The sequence below is a fragment of the Serratia bockelmannii genome (assembly GCF_008011855.1).
Lineage (GTDB): Bacteria > Pseudomonadota > Gammaproteobacteria > Enterobacterales > Enterobacteriaceae > Serratia > Serratia bockelmannii.
Map to the genome: position 1 here is coordinate 205628 of NZ_VOUX01000033.1, position 17231 is coordinate 222858.

21 protein-coding genes are annotated in these 17231 nt (G+C 56.9%); 12 read left to right on the forward strand and 9 right to left on the reverse strand.

Annotated elements, in window-relative coordinates; translation table 11 throughout:
* The first annotated feature begins 248 nt into the window (after nt 1–248).
* The 3 genes from FOT55_RS17515 to FOT55_RS17525 all read left to right on the forward strand — a co-directional run bounded on the left by FOT55_RS17515 (nt 249) and on the right by FOT55_RS17525 (nt 3337).
* Nucleotides 249–566: a cupin domain-containing protein gene (locus tag FOT55_RS17515; protein WP_025302841.1), complete on the forward strand. Its 318-nt coding sequence runs from the start codon at nt 249–251 to the stop codon at nt 564–566.
* Nucleotides 567–923: 357 nt separating this feature from the next.
* Nucleotides 924–1715, forward strand: a complete 792-nt coding sequence (locus FOT55_RS17520; RefSeq protein WP_049207608.1) for an AraC family transcriptional regulator — start codon at nt 924–926, stop codon at nt 1713–1715.
* Nucleotides 1716–1801: 86 nt separating this feature from the next.
* Nucleotides 1802–3337 (forward strand): phospholipase D family protein, encoded by a 1536-nt coding sequence (locus FOT55_RS17525; RefSeq protein ID WP_147823797.1) that lies wholly within the window; start codon nt 1802–1804, stop codon nt 3335–3337.
* Here the strand turns inward: FOT55_RS17525 and FOT55_RS17530 are convergent.
* Nucleotides 3318–3674 (reverse strand): thioredoxin family protein, encoded by a 357-nt coding sequence (locus FOT55_RS17530; RefSeq protein WP_049204040.1) that lies wholly within the window; start codon nt 3672–3674, stop codon nt 3318–3320. The two genes, FOT55_RS17525 and FOT55_RS17530, sit on opposite strands and share 20 nt — an antisense overlap.
* On the reverse strand, nt 3671–4093 hold the full coding sequence (locus FOT55_RS17535) for an MAPEG family protein (protein WP_025302848.1): 423 nt from the start codon (nt 4091–4093) through the stop codon (nt 3671–3673). Before FOT55_RS17535 ends, FOT55_RS17530 begins: the two co-directional genes overlap by 4 nt.
* Nucleotides 4094–4278: 185 nt before the next feature.
* Here FOT55_RS17535 and FOT55_RS17540 point away from each other — a divergent pair, with 185 nt between their 5' ends.
* Nucleotides 4279–4593, forward strand: coding sequence for an ArsR/SmtB family transcription factor (locus FOT55_RS17540; RefSeq protein ID WP_049204041.1), 315 nt, complete (start codon nt 4279–4281; stop codon nt 4591–4593).
* Between the two features lie 30 nt (nt 4594–4623).
* On the opposite strand, the gene FOT55_RS17545 is transcribed toward FOT55_RS17540, so the two are convergent.
* Nucleotides 4624–5037 (reverse strand): energy transducer TonB, encoded by a 414-nt coding sequence (locus FOT55_RS17545; protein WP_049207593.1) that lies wholly within the window; start codon nt 5035–5037, stop codon nt 4624–4626.
* Between the two features lie 293 nt (nt 5038–5330).
* On the opposite strand from FOT55_RS17545, the gene FOT55_RS17550 reads away from it, so the two are divergent.
* A complete protein-coding gene (locus FOT55_RS17550) occupies nt 5331–6416 on the forward strand; it encodes an NAD(P)-dependent alcohol dehydrogenase (RefSeq protein ID WP_049295618.1) in 1086 nt (361 codons plus the stop codon).
* Nucleotides 6417–6459: 43 nt separating this feature from the next.
* On the opposite strand, the gene FOT55_RS17555 is transcribed toward FOT55_RS17550, so the two are convergent.
* The 3 genes from FOT55_RS17555 to FOT55_RS17565 form a co-directional block, all read right to left on the reverse strand.
* Nucleotides 6460–7401 carry a sugar phosphate isomerase/epimerase family protein gene (locus FOT55_RS17555; RefSeq protein WP_147823798.1) on the reverse strand — a complete coding sequence of 314 codons (942 nt, stop codon included), beginning with the start codon at nt 7399–7401 and terminating at the stop codon, nt 6460–6462.
* Nucleotides 7402–7411: 10 nt separating this feature from the next.
* Nucleotides 7412–8587, reverse strand: coding sequence for a Gfo/Idh/MocA family protein (locus FOT55_RS17560; protein WP_147823799.1), 1176 nt, complete (start codon nt 8585–8587; stop codon nt 7412–7414).
* Nucleotides 8588–8654: 67 nt separating this feature from the next.
* The gene (locus FOT55_RS17565; protein ID WP_147823800.1) at nt 8655–9578 is read right to left on the reverse strand and encodes a substrate-binding domain-containing protein; all 924 of its coding nucleotides are present in this window, start codon (nt 9576–9578) and stop codon (nt 8655–8657) included.
* A 317-nt stretch (nt 9579–9895) separates the two neighbouring features.
* Here FOT55_RS17565 and FOT55_RS17570 point away from each other — a divergent pair, with 317 nt between their 5' ends.
* The 3 genes from FOT55_RS17570 to FOT55_RS17580 all read left to right on the forward strand — a co-directional run bounded on the left by FOT55_RS17570 (nt 9896) and on the right by FOT55_RS17580 (nt 11925).
* Nucleotides 9896–10906: a LacI family DNA-binding transcriptional regulator gene (locus tag FOT55_RS17570; protein WP_147823801.1), complete on the forward strand. Its 1011-nt coding sequence runs from the start codon at nt 9896–9898 to the stop codon at nt 10904–10906.
* Nucleotides 10907–10945: 39 nt separating this feature from the next.
* On the forward strand, nt 10946–11458 hold the full coding sequence (locus FOT55_RS17575; RefSeq protein ID WP_043137327.1) for a hypothetical protein: 513 nt from the start codon (nt 10946–10948) through the stop codon (nt 11456–11458).
* An 86-nt stretch (nt 11459–11544) separates the two neighbouring features.
* The gene (locus tag FOT55_RS17580; protein ID WP_043137323.1) at nt 11545–11925 is read left to right on the forward strand and encodes a nuclear transport factor 2 family protein; all 381 of its coding nucleotides are present in this window, start codon (nt 11545–11547) and stop codon (nt 11923–11925) included.
* 182 nt (nt 11926–12107) lie between these two features.
* Here FOT55_RS17580 and FOT55_RS17585 read toward each other — a convergent pair whose 3' ends face one another.
* Nucleotides 12108–12638 (reverse strand): GrpB family protein, encoded by a 531-nt coding sequence (locus FOT55_RS17585; protein ID WP_060433080.1) that lies wholly within the window; start codon nt 12636–12638, stop codon nt 12108–12110.
* 269 nt (nt 12639–12907) lie between these two features.
* Between FOT55_RS17585 and FOT55_RS17590 the strand changes: the two genes are divergently transcribed.
* Nucleotides 12908–13285, forward strand: coding sequence for a VOC family protein (locus FOT55_RS17590; protein WP_060433081.1), 378 nt, complete (start codon nt 12908–12910; stop codon nt 13283–13285).
* 85 nt (nt 13286–13370) lie between these two features.
* Here FOT55_RS17590 and FOT55_RS17595 read toward each other — a convergent pair whose 3' ends face one another.
* Nucleotides 13371–13829 (reverse strand): YbaK/EbsC family protein, encoded by a 459-nt coding sequence (locus FOT55_RS17595; RefSeq protein WP_060433082.1) that lies wholly within the window; start codon nt 13827–13829, stop codon nt 13371–13373.
* Between the two features lie 168 nt (nt 13830–13997).
* Here FOT55_RS17595 and FOT55_RS17600 point away from each other — a divergent pair, with 168 nt between their 5' ends.
* Nucleotides 13998–14423 carry a DUF2231 domain-containing protein gene (locus tag FOT55_RS17600; protein WP_060433083.1) on the forward strand — a complete coding sequence of 142 codons (426 nt, stop codon included), beginning with the start codon at nt 13998–14000 and terminating at the stop codon, nt 14421–14423.
* Between the two features lie 10 nt (nt 14424–14433).
* Complete coding sequence (locus tag FOT55_RS17605; RefSeq protein WP_147823802.1) at nt 14434–15735, forward strand: PQQ-dependent sugar dehydrogenase; 1302 nt, start codon at nt 14434–14436, stop codon at nt 15733–15735.
* Nucleotides 15736–15775: 40 nt separating this feature from the next.
* Here FOT55_RS17605 and FOT55_RS17610 read toward each other — a convergent pair whose 3' ends face one another.
* Nucleotides 15776–16384, reverse strand: coding sequence for a class I SAM-dependent DNA methyltransferase (locus tag FOT55_RS17610; protein WP_147823803.1), 609 nt, complete (start codon nt 16382–16384; stop codon nt 15776–15778).
* Between the two features lie 229 nt (nt 16385–16613).
* Here FOT55_RS17610 and FOT55_RS17615 point away from each other — a divergent pair, with 229 nt between their 5' ends.
* Complete coding sequence (locus FOT55_RS17615) at nt 16614–17015, forward strand: DUF2946 domain-containing protein (protein WP_147823804.1); 402 nt, start codon at nt 16614–16616, stop codon at nt 17013–17015.
* Nucleotides 17016–17231: the final 216 nt, after the last annotated feature.

Here is a 17231-nt window from a genome sequence, read left to right on the forward strand (position 1 = left end):
GGATCAGCACCGTAATACGCTCAACCCTGCAGCGGTTTTTTGCGCCGTCGGCGAGGCTCTTATATATTTAGTAGCATGCCTGAGGCAGGTTAGGCATGAAACGGCGGTCGATCTGGCCGCTGCAAGTACGACAGTTAATCCGTTCGCCAAGAGGCTGCGAGCCGGTGCTTTCGGTAGGGACAGCCGCCAATCGTTTTTACGGCGACCGAAGGCGGAGCAGCTACTCACAGGTCACGAGGACACTTACCATGCATAAGAGAACACTGGCGTCACTGCATTACGAAAACATGCCTTACGATGGGGTACACTTTCACATTTTGAAACGGGAGACGCCTGGCCATACGGCGTTGCTGAAGCTGGATGCGGGCAGCCAACAACCGGCGCGTTTTCATCCGGGCTGGGTGAAACTGATGGTGCTGAGCGGTGAACTGAAGGTTGACGATCAGACGTTGCAACCCCATGAGATGTTAATCATTCCTGCCAAGACCGCCTATACGGTACAGGCCATCACGGAAGTGATTTGTCTGGCGATTTCCGAGCTGGACGGCGCCGAGTTGGCCCGTTGACGAGATAACCATTCTGGATGGAGGAGAGCCTAGGCGCTCTCCCTATCCCTTTAGCATTAAGCCGCCCCCCAGGCTGAGCTACCTGCTGATTGATGCGCATACCTCCTGATTTAAGCCACCGCGCTTTCCCTTTCCATCACTTTCGGCCGCGTCGCCCCCGCAACGAGCCGCCATTGCGCAGCGCATGCGCAACGTCATCGCCTTCGTTTTAAGCAGAACGATGAAATTTTGGTGTAAATAGTGAGTTTCTTCGCATAAGGCCCCTGGTGTGGCTTGCGAGAACGTCACTATATGGAGGATCATGCGGCCTCTCTATCAAATAAAAGACATTCGCGTTATCAAAAGGGACAAACGACCATGGGATTCGACGTCGACAACGCCGAAACGAAACGCATCGACCTCAGCAGCCACGAAAACTCTGCGTTCGAGGTGACGGGGCTGGTGAAACACTACCCTGCGGGCTTTGTCATTCCTTACCACTCGCATAAACGCTGCCATTTGCTCTATTCGCAACAGGGTGTTATGGCGGTCGAGGCGAGCTGCGGACGCTGGATCGTACCGCCTACCACCGCAGTCTGGCTGCGGCCGGGGGTAGAACATCAGCTGGTCATGCAGAGCAACATTTGCGTTTACGGGATTTTTGTTGATGAATTCACCGCCGCGCGGTTGCCGTTGCGCGACGGCGTCTTGCAGGTGTCGCCGCTGCTGCGCGAGCTGATCGCCCAGTTGGCGACGCTGGCGCCCGAGGGCGAGGAGACCAAACGCCACGCGTTGCTCAGATCATTGTTCCTCGAGGAACTGAGCCTGCAGCCGCAGCTGGCGCTGCATCTCCCTTGGCCGATGGAAGCGAGAATGGCTGACATTTGCCGGCAGTTGGTCATCACGCCGGCCGACGATCGCGGCATTGAGATCTGGGCGGATTCATTGTCGATCAGCGCGAAAACCTTCCAGCGTCACTTCACTCAACAAACCGGCATCACCTTTGGTCAGTGGAAACAGCGTCTACGGCTGTTGTCGTCCATCCCGCTGCTGCTGGCGGGCAACTCGATCATCCACGCCGCCTTCGAAAGCGGTTATGAGAGCCACAGCGCCTATTCGGTGGCATTCAAAAAACTGTTTGGCGTTTCGCCTTCGCGCTTTACGCTATAGCCTTATGGCATAGCGCGCTTCTCCTATAGATTGAAGCAACCTAATGACGTATAAAGCAAAGCAGTCAACCTCCGAGGCCGCCTCCCGTGATAAAAATTGTCGTGTATCTGATTATCGCCGTGACGATCGCCATTATTGCGGCAAGAGTCATCTTTCGTTTGCCGGATATTTCGCAGCGTCTGCCGCAGGCGGCATTGCCGGCGGATCCTACCGCGCTATTGCCGGCGCGGGCCGCCGAACAGATGGCGGCACATTCCGGCCTGAGCGGCGTGGTGCCGCTGGTCAGCGGCCACGATGCGTTCGCCAGCCGCCTGGCGCTGGCGCGGATGGCGGAAAGGTCTATCGACGCTCAGTACTACATCTGGCATAACGACACCTCCGGGCAGATCCTGCTGAAAACCCTGTATGACGCGGCCCAACGTGGGGTGCGCGTGCGGCTGCTGCTGGACGATAACGGCGTCGCCATGGATGAGACGCTGGCGGCGCTGAACGCCCAGGAAAACGTCGAGATCCGTCTGTTCAATCCGTCCACCGTACGTACGCCGAAGCTGGCCGGTTACGCCTTCGACTTTATGCGCATGAACCGGCGCATGCATAACAAGTCCTACATCGTCGACGGCGCCGTGGCGATCATCGGCGGCCGCAACATCGGCGACGAGTATTTTCAGGTCGGTGACGAAAACTATTTCCTCGATCTCGACGTGTTGAGCGTCGGCAACGTGGTGGCGGAGACCGCCGAGGTCTTCGATCGCTACTGGAACAGCGCCTCGGTGTTCGGCGTTGAGCAGATTATTCGGGGAAAAGGCGATCTTTCCGCCTTCCTGACGCAGGCCGCCGCCATCGAAACCAGCGAGCGCGCCCGTAAACTGGCGGTGCAGCTGGAAACCAGCGCGGTGCGCTTTCGCGATGGCGCCGTACAGCCGGAATTCACCCAGGTAGAGCTGGTGGCCGACGATCCGGCGAAAGGGTTGGGCAAGGCTTCGCGCGATCGTTTGATGGTGACGCAACTGGGTAAGATCATCGGCGGCGTCAGCCAGCAATTGGATCTGGTCTCCGCCTATTTCGTGCCGGGGCGAGAAGGGGCGACTTTCTTTGAATCGCTTGCCAAACAGGGGAAATCCATTCGCGTGCTGACCAACGCGATGAACACCACCGACGTGCTGGTGGTGCATGCGGGCTACGCCAAATACCGACGTGAGCTGCTGCAGGCGGGCGTCGAACTGTTCGAGCTGAAGCTGCGCGCCGGTCAACCGTCCGGGCGCAAGGAGCTCAAGCCGCTGGGGCTGTCCGGCGCGGCGCTGCATGCCAAAACCTTCGCCATCGACGATAAGCGGGTGTTTATCGGATCGTTCAATTTCGATCCGCGCTCGGCGCACCTGAACTGCGAAATGGGATTCTTGATCGACAGCCCGGCGCTGGCGGCCGACACCCGCCAACTGTTTGATGGCCCGCTTGAGTACGCCGCCTATCGGCCGGTATTGACGCCCGAAGGCAAAATGGTGTGGAAAGATGCCTTCGAAGACGGCTATACCGAGGTACACCAGCAAGAACCCGGTGCCGGCTGGGTAAAACGCATCGTTCTTACCGTGGCCGGCTGGTTGCCTATCGAGTGGATGTTGTAACGCCGGCGAAGGCCGCCAACACCTGTTGAGTCAACCGCTGCAAGGGAACCTCGCCCGCGATGATCGCAACGAGGCGCGCATCCTCAAACAGGGCGAGGGAGGGCACGGATTTAATACCGAATGCAGGGGCGAGCGTCGGCGCCTGCGCGACGTCAATGCTGCCGAAGGCGATCTCGTTGGTGTGACGGTGCAGCTGTTCAACGATCCCCTGCATATTCTGGCAGGGGCGACACCAGGAGGCGGAAAAGTAGAGGATGGCCCGCTGCCCCTTGGGTTTATCCGCATCATAGAGGAAATGGGCCACCTCATGGGGCTCTGCCAGGTTCGTGATCGTCATGGCAGGCTCCCGACGATCTCTATCCCCATCCAAAACATCGTGACGATTTGTGTGAAAAAGAAAGCGAAACGCCATGTGGCGACGTTTTCCGTCTGCTCGAAACCGATGTGAACCAGACTCTGCGCCATGCGCGCGCCGAGCAGCACCAGAGACAAGACATTCAGCGTCGTGCTTTCCACCTGAAATACAGCTATCGCCACGACGAGGGCCGTATAAACCGGCAAATTTTCAATGCAGTTGCGATGCGCCGCAATGGCGCGCTGGTAGCTATCGCTGCCCTGTGGTTTGTTCGCTTGCCATTCGCTCACCGTGGCACGGCCGGTTAAAATTCTGGACCAGCGATAAACACCGACGGTGCCGAATAGAATCAATAAGGTCCAGCCGGCAAACGCCAGCAGTACCAGGGTTGGCATATTCATAATGCATTCTCACTTGTGTTGGGGAAGGCCTGCGGCCTCAGGGAGAGCCACTTAGCATGAATACAAGGTTATATTAGATTTGTGTAAATTAGCAATATCTAATTTAAATGGTGCTAATATAATGCTGTGCCAGCGTCTGAAAGCCGCTATAATGCGGCTGAATGATGACGGGGCCGTGATTGACCATGAATGCAAAAGCTAGCCAAGATCCCTTTCTGATCGAAGGGGCGATTGAAGCCGCCAGGCTGTTGAAAGCGATAGGCAACGAACACCGCTTGCTGGTGCTTTGCCTGCTATTGAAACACGATGAGATTGCCGTGGGGGAGCTACAACAATTGGTGCCGCTAAGCCAATCGGCGCTGTCGCAGCACCTGGCGAAAATGCGCAATGAAGGTCTGGTGACGTACCGACGCGAAGCGCAAACCTTGTTTTACCGCATCGATAACCCAAACGTGGCGAAAGTGATCGCCACGCTCAGAGAGATTTACGCGCCGAAGTGAACAAGGCGTTGATCGCCGGCCGAGATTCGCTTATCGGTTGGCATCTGCATCACCAGAGAGTTTAAAAGTAAACAACGCCGTTTCATGAACACGGCCCGGTGTCCAGCAGCTGCGTGCGATGGCGCTTTTGGTGTCGCGATAGAACTCTGGGGTGCCCGTCAGCACGATATTTCTGGCTTTACCCTTATCATCAACATCAAACGTTGCGCTCACTTCGCCTTCGCGTTTTTCTGCCTTCGCAGAGGCGGAATAGTGCGGCCGCTCATAAAAAACTTGTCCGTCGCATCCCAGGTTAGGCGGTTGCTTTGCCGTTGGAACATCGCTGCCTGCACGCCAGGCATAAACGCAATCATTCACCGCACTGGCTTTTTCACAGCCATCAGGCTGCATTGGCACGCAGCCGGCAAGTGCCAGGCTCAGCGGGAGGAGGGTGAGTCGTGACATGGCATTTCCTGCATGACTTATCAATCAGATAACGTATATTTTCGCTGAGCGTAGAGTATTTGGAAAGAGAAATGATGCAGCGTCTGTCGATATAAATCGACCGTGTTTTTCGGCAGCGTGACAAAGCAGAGTTTATTGGATGTTATTTTATTGAATTATATTTTTTATATTATTTACCGATAAGGATTACTGGCGTGTTTAATTATTTCCCAAGGCGGTAAAATCGGAAAAAATGACCGATTGGATTATTCTTTTCTGTAGCCACTTCGGCAGAAACCAAAGGATCTTCCGCCATGCGCATGATGAAAGCCGCTGCCTTTATCGAAAAGGGGCGAATAGAACTCATTGAAAAACTTATTCCTTCCCCTGGCCCCAACGATGCCTTGCTCAAAATAACCACGACGACAATCTGCGGCACGGATATTCATATCCTCAAGGGAGAGTATGCGGTGCCGCGTAGGTTGACCATTGGCCATGAGCCGGTCGGCATTATTGAAAAGTTGGGAAGCAATGTTAAAGGCTTTCAAGAGGGGCAGCGGGCATTGGCTGGGGCTATTTGCCCCTCTTTTACCTCCTATTCATGTCAGGACGGCTTTCCCGCGCAGGACGGTTCCTATTTACCCGAATGCCGCTGCCATGGCTATAAAGCCACGGCGGGTTGGCGCTTCGGCAACGTTATCGACGGCACTCAGGCTGAATATGTCTTGGTGCCTGATGCGGAAGCTAATCTGGCGCTCATCCCCGACGGTCTGACGGATGAACAGGTGCTGATGTGCCCGGATGTGATGTCTACCGGTTTCAAAGGGGCAGAAAATGCCAACATTAACATTGGCGATACGGTAGCCATTTTCGCCCAGGGCCCGATCGGCTTATGTGCCACCGCGGGGGCTCGCCTGCGGGGCGCCAGCCTGATTATTGCCATCAGCAGCTCTCCCGAAAAGCTGATGATGGCGGGAAAAATGGGGGCAAACGTCTTGTTGAATTACAAGGAAACCGATGTGATTGATGAAATATTCAAGATTACGGCAGGGCGCGGCGTGGATGCCAGCATCGAGTGTTTGGGGACGCAGGCCACCTTTAATCAGGCGCTGCGAGTCTTAAAACCCGGTGGCACATTGTCCAGCCTTGGCGTCTATAGCGACGATATTCAATTGCCTGTCGAGGCGTTTGCCTATGGGCTTGGCGATCATACGATTCGGTCGGCTCTGTGCCCCGGCGGTAAGGAACGGATGCGCAGAATGATGAACGTGATCCAGCATGGCGGTTTGGATCTCACGCCGTTCGTGACGCATCGTTTTCAACTGGAGAATATTGCCGAGGCTTACCACCTGTTCTCCGAAAAGCGCGATGGCGTGATTAAGTTGGCGATAACCCCGTAACGTGATGAACTCTGCGCAGCGGCCGTAGCCGCCGCGCAGGGGGTTATTGGCTGATCGTCTGCTGCAGCGCCTGAACGGAAGAGGCGATGCCGGCATCGACCGACATGGTCAGGTCTTCCATTTCCAGCGACACCCAGTCGTTGTAACCCATCATGCGCACCACCGAGAAGAACTCCTTCCACCACTGCAGATCCCGGCCGCAGCCGACGGCGACATAGTTCCAGGCGCGGCCGGCCACGTCGTCGATCGGTTTGGTCTCCAGCAGCCCGTTAACCTCGACGACGCCGCGCTCAAGGCGCACGTCTTTGCCGTGCACATGGTGAATGGCGGGCCCAAGGGCGCGGGCCACCGCGATGGGATCTGCGCCCATCCAGATCAAGTGGCTGGGATCGAGGTTCAGGCCCACCATCGGGCCAACGGCCGCGCGCAGCCGGAACAGCGTTTCCGGATTCCACACCAGCATGGCGCTGAAGTTTTCCAGCGCAAAGCGCTCAACGCCGCACGCTTTGGCTCGGGCGACCAGTGCCTGCCAATAGGGGATCGCCACCTCATTCCATTGATAATCCAGACAGTTTTTCACCGTCGGCGGCCAACTGACGGTATAGGTGATCCAGTTGGGGATGGTGTCATGCGGGCTGGCCGGCGGCAGGCCGCTCATCATGACGATCTTCTTCACCCCCAACAGGCCGGCCAGCTCCAGCGTATTGTCGGTTTGGCGCAGATGGCGCTGCCCCAGCTCGCCCGGATCGAGCGGATTGCCGGAGACATTGAGCGCGGCGATCTCCATGCCGCGGCTGGCCAGCGCCTGCTGCAGCTGCCGGCGTTTGGCGGGGTTGGCCAGCAGATCGTCGGCATCCAGATGGGGCGCCGGGGACCAACCGCCGGTGGTCATTTCCACGCCGCGCACCCCCAGCTCCAGCAGCCGATCCAGCATCGGCTCGAAGGGTAAATGGCCAAGGCTGTCGGTACAGAACGAAAGTTTCATGGTGCTTTCCTTATTGGTAATTGACCCAGGTGGCGCCGTTGTCGGCGGAACGAACGCAGTTTTCAATCCAGCGCACGCCTTCCAATCCGGCATCGATATCCGGATAGATCAGCGCGGCCAGCGTCTGCCGATCGCCGCGCTGACTGGCGCAGATGGCGATGGCGAACTTGAGGTAGATATTGGCCCAGGATTCGGCCAACCCTTCGGTATGCAGCGCGCCAAGCCGCTCTTCTGCCAGGGCGCTGTCGTCCAGATAGGGCATGCCGTGGTGCAGCGTTTGGTTGGGCCGCCCCTGGATCTCATAGCGCAATTCGCCGGGCGTGGAATCGCTCCATTGCAGGCTGGCGCGTGAGCCCACCACGCGGATGCTTTGGCTGTCCATCGCGCCCGCGTTGATGGCGGAGGCCCACATGCGCCCGACGGCGCCGTTTTCGTAGTGCATGAGCACCATGGCGTTGTCTTCCAACGGAGCGCGGGAAGAGATAAAGCTTTGGCGATCGCACAGCAGGGAGGCAATCTTCATATCGGGCATCACCAGCTGCGAGATGTAGAAGGTGTGGGTGGAGATGTCGCCCAGCACAAAAGAGGGGCCGGCGATTTTCGGATCGACACGCCACTTTTGTGCCTCGAACGTGTCCGCACTTTCGTTGGCATTGAAGCCGTGGGTGTACTGCAATTCGACCATGCGTATTTCGCCGATGTCGCCGTTCGCGATCATGGCGCGCATCTGCATCAGCAGCGGATGGCCGGAGAAGCCGTAGGTTACGCCGACGATAAGGCCTTTCTCCGCCGCCAGCGCCTTGATTTCTCTCGCCTCCGCCGTGGTGAAGAACAGCGGCTTTTCGCAGATGACATGCAGGCCGGCATTCAGCGCGGCGCGCGTGATTTCATAGTGGGTGCCGTTGGGAGTGGCGATGGTTACCACCTCAACGCCATCTTCGCGGTTAGCTTCTTGCTCCAGCAGCTGTTGATAGTTGTCATAGCAGCGTTCGGCGGGCACGCCGAGATTGACGCCAAACTCACGTCCGCGCGCCGCGTCGATATCAAAGGCACCGGCAACCAGCCGATAGGCGGTGTTGTCGCGCAGTGCGCCGGAACGGTGTTTGTAGCCCACCTGGCTGAGGCGGCCGCCGCCGATCATCGCCCAACGCAGCGGGCGAGGGATGCTTCTTTCACCATTTAACATGCTGACTCCTGATACTGTGGTTTTGCACTCGGGTGCAAAGTGGGTTGAAAAAGAGAGTGGCAACGGCTTATTTCTGATTCATCTGCGCGAATTGCGGGTAGGTTTCTCGCGTCACGGTGGCGTAGGGTACCCAGTTATAGGGCTCGGTTTTGGCGTGATCCAACATCGCTCGGGTCACCTGCACCGCGCCGATCGCCTGGGCTTTGGCATCCTGGAAAATGGTCACCGCCAGGTCGCCGTTTTTGATAAATTGCAGGCCGTCGGGCGTGCCATCGATACCGGCAACCAGCACGCCATTCTTTTTGGCCTGCTTCAGTGCCATGATCGCGCCGATGGCCATCTCATCGTTGTTGGCGGCGATCGCATCGATCGGCGTGCCGTTCAGCAACCAGCCGGAAACCACGTCGACCGCTTCATTGCGTTGCCATTTGGCGGTCTGTTTCTCTACCACTTTCAGGTCTTTGTGTTTGGCGATCACCGTTTCCACTGCACGGGTGCGTTCGCGAGTTTCTTCGTTGGAGAGGGCGCCCATCAGGATCGCCACGTTGCCGCGGTAATTCATTTTTTTCGCCAGGGCCTCCATCTGCAGGCGGCCGCTGAGCGCCGAGTCGGAGCCGACGTAGGCCGTCGCGCCGCTGAGCGGCACTTCGGGTTTGCGGTTGACGAAGATAAGGGGGACCGCGGCGCGTTGGGCGGCCGCTATCATCGGCTGGACGCCTTGCGTATCGACTGGGTTGAGGATAATGGCGTCCACGCCCTGATTAATCAGATCGTCTACCTGCTGCACCTGCAGGGCGACATCGCCTTTGGCATCGACGAACTGGCCTTTCAGTTGCTGCGCAGCCAGTTCTCGCGCCATTTGGCTGCGCAGGATGGAGACGAAGTTGAGATCGAAGTTGGCCAGCGCCACGCCGACCTGGTAGGTCTTGGCCTGGGCGGTCACGACAAACAGCGAGCAGGCTAACATCAACAGCAGTCTGGTTTTTTTCATTACGGTATCCTGTTGAGAAGAGAGGTGTTATGTAAAAACAGTTCTTTTGCAACCGGGTGCAAAGCAGAAGGCAAAACGGCCGTGAGTCTCTGAATGCCACCGTGAATGTCGGCCATGGATAAAATTTGGTCAACTGGGGAAAGGTGAAAACAGCGCGGACGATCACAAACTCTTTACTTTTTGCACCCGGTTGCATAACAAATTGCAATCGGGTGCAAAAACGGGACATAATTGCAGCAGGCATGCCGGCAGGCGCTTAGGGGATCTGAGCGAGCAGGGTATAGTGTGACTTCACCGAAGCAGAGATCGACGCAACCATGACGAAACACCACAAAGCCACCGCCAGCGACGTCGCCGAAAAGGCCGGCGTCTCCAAATGGACGGTATCGCGCGCCTTTACGCCCGGCGCGTCGATCTCAGACAGCGCGCGTGAAAGCGTACTGGCGGCGGCGGCCGAGCTGGGCTATCGACCCAATCTGCTGGCGCGCAGCCTGTCGCAAAAACGCACGCACATCATAGGCGTAGCCATCGACGAGATGAAGAACCCGCATTCGATGATGATGCTCGATATGGTCACCAAACAGCTGCAAACCCGCGGCTATATGGCGCTGCTGCTGAACATCACCGCGGGGGAAAACTACCGGGCGGTGATGGCGATGGCCGATCAGCTGCAGGTCGATGGCATTTTGTTCCTGGCGACGGTGTTAACCCAAGAGTGGGCGGCGATCGCGCAAGACCTGCATCAGATCCCGCTGGTGCAGGTGTGCCGCAATACGGAAAGCGAACACATTGATGTGGTGAACATAGACGGTTACCGCGCCGGCGAAGAGATCGCCACGCTGCTGATAGAGCAAGGTCATCGGCGCTTTGGCTACATGAAGGGGCCGGATACGCAAAGCAGCCATTTGCTGCGCATGGAAGGCTACCGCGACAAACTGATGGCCGCCGGTTTTCAGCTGGATCGGGTGCTCACCGCTGGCCACTACGATCGCCAGCGCGGTTTCCAACTGATGAGTGAATACCTGCAGGCAACGCCGGAAAGTGAGCGGGTTGAAGCGCTGTTCTGCGAGAACGACGTGCTGGCACTGGGGGCGCTCGAAGCGCTCAGGCAAGTAGCACCGTCGTCAGCCATGGCCGTGGTAGGTTTCGACGATATCGACGAAGCCGGCTCAGCCAATTGGGCGCTGACCAGCTACAGCCAACGCATTGACCGGTTAGTCGAGGAGGCCTTGAATCGCCTGATCGACAATCGCACCACGGCAGACGGCGCCTGGCGGCATGGAGAGTTGCGAGTTCGGCGGTCGCATTTGGCTGGGAAACCGGCGTAAGGATTGCTTTTTGTGTGACAATGTCACTATTGAGGCTTGATGAGAGCACATCGAGATGTAAAGAAGAAACTCTATAGAAGAGAAAGCGTTACATCCAGAGGGCCCATCGCCAGCGGTGGTAAGTACCGCTGGGAACGCCATGGCAAACAGGCAGACGATGAGCAGTTGCCACTGCGTGAAAGTATGCATGGGCAGATACAACATGGCATGGATTACACGCCGCTATTTCAATTTCTGCTCAGTAAAGTGGGCCAACCCTGGAATGAAGTACATAGCGAAGCGGTAAGTCGGTTGGATAAAGAAGCGCCTATTTTTTACCTGGTGGCGCTGCACCGTAAAAACTGGCAGAGCTATGTCCGCTGTGGTGAGTCGAGCTATTACAGCGGACTATGCATAGATGATCACGGGATACTGCAGAAAGTGAACCCGGCATTCACCGCAGAAGATGTGCCGGTGAGATGCCGCTGTTGTACCTATACGTTCAACGGGGAACTCGTACCCGTCACGGAAAAGAACTGGCAAAAACCCTATGAGAAGGAATCCTGGGAATAGTCAGGTTTCACGAGTGTCATTCTGGTGTAGATTGACTGCCGAAGTTTGCCAGATTTCACGTAGCGCGATCAAAAAAGGAGGGCATTTTGACCCATTTTGCACAGTGGCTTAGCCAAATTCAGGCGCTTGAGGTTGAACTGCACCAGCCAACAACGCGCTGCGATCCGAAACATGTCGCGGCATTGTTGCATGAAGACTTTGAAGAGATTGGTCGTTCAGGCCTACGTTATGACAAATGCCAAACCGTTGCGGCGCTGGAGATGGAAACGGATTATCCGCCGATTTTCGCCGAAGGGTTTAAGCTGGCGAAAATCAGTGAAGGCGCCGTGTTGCTGACGTATAAAAGTTTTCAGCGTGACGCGCAGGGCCGCGTCGTTCGTTGCACCGAACGCTCATCGATTTGGCTCCTGACGGAAAAGGCGGGTTGGCAGATGCGCTTTCATCAAGGTACGCCGACTAAGGGCTAAACTGAGATGGGTTGACAGATGGGCTTAAAACATAAAAAAGGATGTCAGCCTGATAAGCCTTGAAGGTGAGGTGAGAAAGGACGGGCAGGATAACCCCGGTGCGTACCCAGTAATTACATTTAACATAATATACATTATGCGCACCTTGGTGGTGATATGTGGATTCTGCCGTCCAGGCCTGATCATGGGCTTTCTCCTGCGGCCAGCCATGCCAGCGCCAGCTGCTCATGCCGCTGAACAAATTCGTTTTTCAACCGGCCATAAGCCGCCGGGTTTTGCCGGCTGTCTTCTGCTGCCTGGCGTTTGATTGCCGCATATTGCTGAGCAACCCCCTGATGCTTGCGCAGATAATCTCTGAACGCCAAATGTCTGATCGCCTGTTCACTTCCTGTAGTAAATGCATGTACGTGATGCGTGCGATCGCCGTTTCCCTTGATGTAGTAACGTCTGCCAGCAATGCCGTTCTCGCCACGCGGCGTATATCCCATGTTACGCATCCCGTCATTCAAGCCATCCAACGCCGCCAGACTTTCAACCTCCAGCAAGATATCAATCGTTGGTTTGGCTGCCAGTTCCGGTACTGCTGTGCTGCCGATATGATGAATGGCCGTTAAAACGCCAGCCAATATCTCGCGTAGTTTCAGCGCTTCATCTTTATAACGTTCCACCCACTGCGGATCATAAGCTTCGATCGTGATAATGCGTGCTGACATTTTCCACTCCAATAATGATGACCAGGCATGGTTTCCAATGGCGACCTGCCGATATTGGCCAGAAATCCCCTGCTTTTTTGATCGCGCTACGTGAAATCTGATAAAACCTGGCGGCTACGATACTGCAGATTTCATCCAAACGCGTCACTTAAACGGGCAGTATTTGCCTGTTAAATGCGCATTGGCGTGCGTTTGCATCGCTTTCTACGTCCAACACGGCGTTGGCTATACTGAATGGGAACATTCTTTCACGCTCAAGGAGCCTCCCCATGTTTGATCATGTGAAATTTGGCGTCAGCGACTTTGCCCTCAGCAAAGCGTTTTTCCTCAATGCGCTGGCGCCACTGGGCGTAAAGATCGTTGCCGAAGGCGAACCCGACTATGGCGTTGAGCTGTGCCGCGATCGAGATAACGTGTCATTATGCCTGTTTCAGACCGATGAAAAACCGGCGCATCTGCACCTGGCATTTGCCGCAAGCAGCCGTGAACAGGTCGATGCGTTCTATCACGCCGCGTTAAACGCCGGCGGCAAAGACAATGGCACGCCCGGCTTGCGGCCCAATTACCATGCCCATTACTATGCGGCATTTGTGATCGCCCCGGATGGCCACAATATCGAGGCGGTTTGCCATCACCCGATGGATTAGTGATTTTCCCTGTTAAAACAGTCTATTAATTAAGAATTGATACAATCTATTTAACATAACGTAATTGTGACGCGGTCACCTTTAGTTACCCTGTCACGTCAATCCACTCCGCTCCGGTGATGCTGGCCAGCCGCAGTGGCGCAATTCTCACGCCTGAGTTATCGCTGCCGCCTGCCGGAAGCACTTCACCGTAGCTGCACAGGCTGCGGTCGCAGTAAATTCTCACCGTTTCCGGTGCGGCAAAGGGGCAAACGCCGCCGGGCGGATAGCCGGTCAGCGCCTCCACCTCCTCTGCCGGCAGCATACGCGCCTTTACGCCGAAGAATTGTTTGTACTTCTTGTTGTCGATTCTGGCGGTTCCCGCCATCACCAACAGCACCACGCCGTCGTTCACGCGAAACGACAGCGTCTTGGCGATCTGCCCGCTCTCCACCCCAAAGGCTTCCGCCGCCAGCGCCACCGTAGCGGTATTCTTTGCCAGCACCGTCACCGCCGTTTCCGGTGCGTGCTCGGCCAGAAATCGCTGAACGCGCTCTATACTCATGCCCTTCCTCCTGATGTTGCTAAGCCATTGATAATGCCGCAGTGATGGCTTCGGTTTTAACACCGCATGCTAAAAATGAGAATCAAAATTGTTCAAATCGGTAAATCTGAACAAAGCTTTAAGGGGCCAATGCCCTTTTTACCTATCATTTTTCATGGAGATACCTGCATGACCACGCAAACGACAGCAAGGCCCTCGGCGGCCGCAGTGGCCGTCTATGAATGGCTCAACCCGATACCCTATGGATTTTTCACCGCGGCGCTGATCTTCGACATCATCTATGCCTGCACGGCGAACATTCAGTGGGTCAATGGTGCCGGCTGGCTGATCGCCATTGGCCTGGTTTTTGCCATTATTCCCCGGCTGATTAACCTGGTGCAGGTGTGGTTCGGCAGCGGCCGGCGGCAGGGTTCATCGGTCAAACTCCATTTCTGGTTGAATCTGATCGCCATCGTTTTCGCCATCATCAACGCTTTCGTGCATAGCCGGGATGCGTACGCCGTGGTGCCGGAAGGCCTGGTGCTATCTGCCATCGTGGTCGCGCTGCTGAGCGTGGCTAATGTTCTGCTGGCCCTTGCCACCCGTGCAAAATAAGGAGGTTTTCATGAAGCTATCATCCCTGGCGCTCACTCTTGCTGCCGTTTTGGCGGTGGCCGGCTGCGATAACAGCGCCGTCATTTCGCCGGAACAACAAATGGGCCCGGATCCGACATTACCGCCGGCGCAAAACTTTCTGATTCCGCCGATGCAGGTGCCTAAGGGCGTGGGTTGGCAACAGAACCAGATGCCGAAAGTGGCCGAAGGATTGAAAATCGACAAGGTGGCGGACGGTTTGCTGCATCCGCGCCAGCTGCTTACCCTGCCCAACGGCGATGTGTTGGTGGTGGAAGCCAACGGCCCGGGCACCGAAGCGGTCAGCACGACCAAGCAGCTGATCGCCGGGCTGGTGAAAGGCCAATCCGGTAAAGGCGGCAAAGGCGGCAACCGCATCACCCTGCTGCGCCCAACTGCCGACGGCGGCTGGGAAAAGCATATCTTCCTCGAGGGGCTCGATTCCCCGTTCGGCGTCCAGTTGATTGGCAACACCCTGTACGTGGCCAACACCGGCAATATCATGCAGTACGCCTATCAGCCGGGCGAAACGCGCATCAGCGATCCGGGTAAAGAGCTGGCCGATCTGCCGGACACCATCAACCACCACTGGACCAAGGCCCTGCTGGCTAGCCCGGACGGCAAAAAGCTGTATGTCGGCGTCGGCTCCAACAGCAACATCACCGAAAATGGCCTGGCCGTAGAGTACCGGCGCGCCGCGGTACTGGAAGTGGACACCGCCTCTGGTGCCAGCCGCATCTTCGCCAGCGGCCTGCGTAATCCGACCGGGCTGCAGTGGGAACCGCACAGCGGCAAGCTGTGGGCCATCGTCAACGAGCGTGACGAGATCGGCGCCGATCTGGTGCCTGACTATCTGACCTCGGTGCAGGACGGCGGCTTCTACGGCTGGCCTTACAGCTATTTCGGCCAGCACGTCGATCGTCGGGTGCAGCCGGCGCGGCCGGATCGGGTGGCGAAAGCCATCAAGCCGGACTACGCCCTGAGCTCCCACGTCGCGCCGCTGGGGCTGCTGTTCTATACCGCAAGCGCACTGCCGGCCGAGTATCGCGGCGGCGCCTTTGTCAGCGAACACGGCAGCTGGGATCGCTCGCCGCTGAACGGCTACCGGGTCAGCTACGTGGCGTTCGAGCAAGGCAAGCCGGTCGGCAAACTGAAAGCGGTGGTGACCGGATTTGTCTCCGACGACGAGAAAGAACTCTATGGCGCACCGGTAGGGCTAGCGATTGACTCGTCCGGCGCCCTGCTGATTGCGGATGACGTGGGTAACACCGTTTGGCGCGTCAGCGCTAAATAACGTTAACGGGCAGGTTCCGATGAACCTGCTCGTGACATTGTCACTCAACGGCTTGCGCCAGCCAGACCGTTCTTCCCCCGCAGGCGGGATCTTCCACCACATGATCCACCACGCGGAAGCCATTCTCCTGCAGCAAGCGCGTGTACTCCTCCGGCGCCAGGCTGGCGTGAAACAGCGGCTGGCCTTCGAAGCTGCCAATCGCCACGCCGTCTGCAGGGCCGCTGGTGAACATCAGTGCGGCATGCTGCCCGGCATGACGTCTGAACAGCGGAAACATGCGGCGTTGATCGTCGCGCGCCAGATGGAAGAAGCTGTCCCAGGCCAGCAGGCCGTCGAACTTCGCCGCTAAATCCAGCTGGCGCATATCCATTTGCCGCCATTCCTGCTGCGGAAAACGCTGCCGGCAGCGCGCGATCATCGCCTGCGCACCGTCGATGCCGGTCACCCGATGCCCCTGTTCGATAAAATAGGCGGCAATCGGCACGCCATTGCCGCAGCCGAGATCGAGCAGCCGCGCATTGGCCGGGGTGAGCTGCAAAAAGCGATCGAGCCACGGCCGCTCAAACAGCGTGGTGGGTCTGAGGCGTTCCCAGGTGGCGGCATGTTCGTCATAAAGTGGGATAATGGAGCTCGCCAGTTTTTCCGTCATTAATATTGTCCCCATCACGTTATTGGCGCCAAAAAATAGCCTTTGGTCAGAATTAAAGCGCTTATCCGATAATATATTCATCAACAGACCGTTGACCAGAAATAAAAGGTTTTAACATTTCTACATAAACCAGTACAATTCCCTACCCTGTGTTAACCCTTTTTTTAGGTTGATTGTGTCGTTAATTCAGCGCTCTGCATCGCGAAATCGGGCCGCCGCCTGGTTAGGGATGTTTGCCATTCTGATGTTGTTCATTGCGCCGGTGGTCTCGCGATCCCTGGAGCATGTACGCGCCGGAAGTGCTGGAACGACCGCCATGGCGGATTGCGGCATGGCGATGCCGATGCATCATGGGATGCACTCGCCGCCGCCTGAGCCTGAAAAAGCCTCACAGCCGCTGATGCAGCACGGCGGCGGCCACCACAACATGGCGATGATGATGGACGATAGCGCCTGCGGCTACTGCGTGCTGTTGCTGCACGCGCCGCTGCTGGACGTGAGCCACGCCCCGCTGTTCTGGTCCCAGTCGCTGGCTTCACGCCCGCCGCCGATCCACTACCTCGTTCCCCTGTTTGCCCACGTTGTTCACACCGAATTACAGCCGCGCGCGCCCCCCATTTCTTTCCTCTGATTTAACAATAAGCCCATTGCCGTTCTCTGTATTGCCGTTGATCGCTTCAACCCGGCGGAATTAATTCGCCCAACGGTTAATCATCGAGACGACATTATTAGTCCGGTTATTTCCACGTTGATGGAATTAACCCCCGTATTTTCCGATGGTGATTTTCGCCAGGCCGCCCCACGCCTGAATAATCCCTCGGCCAAGAACGGAAAAGAGTTAGCTTAA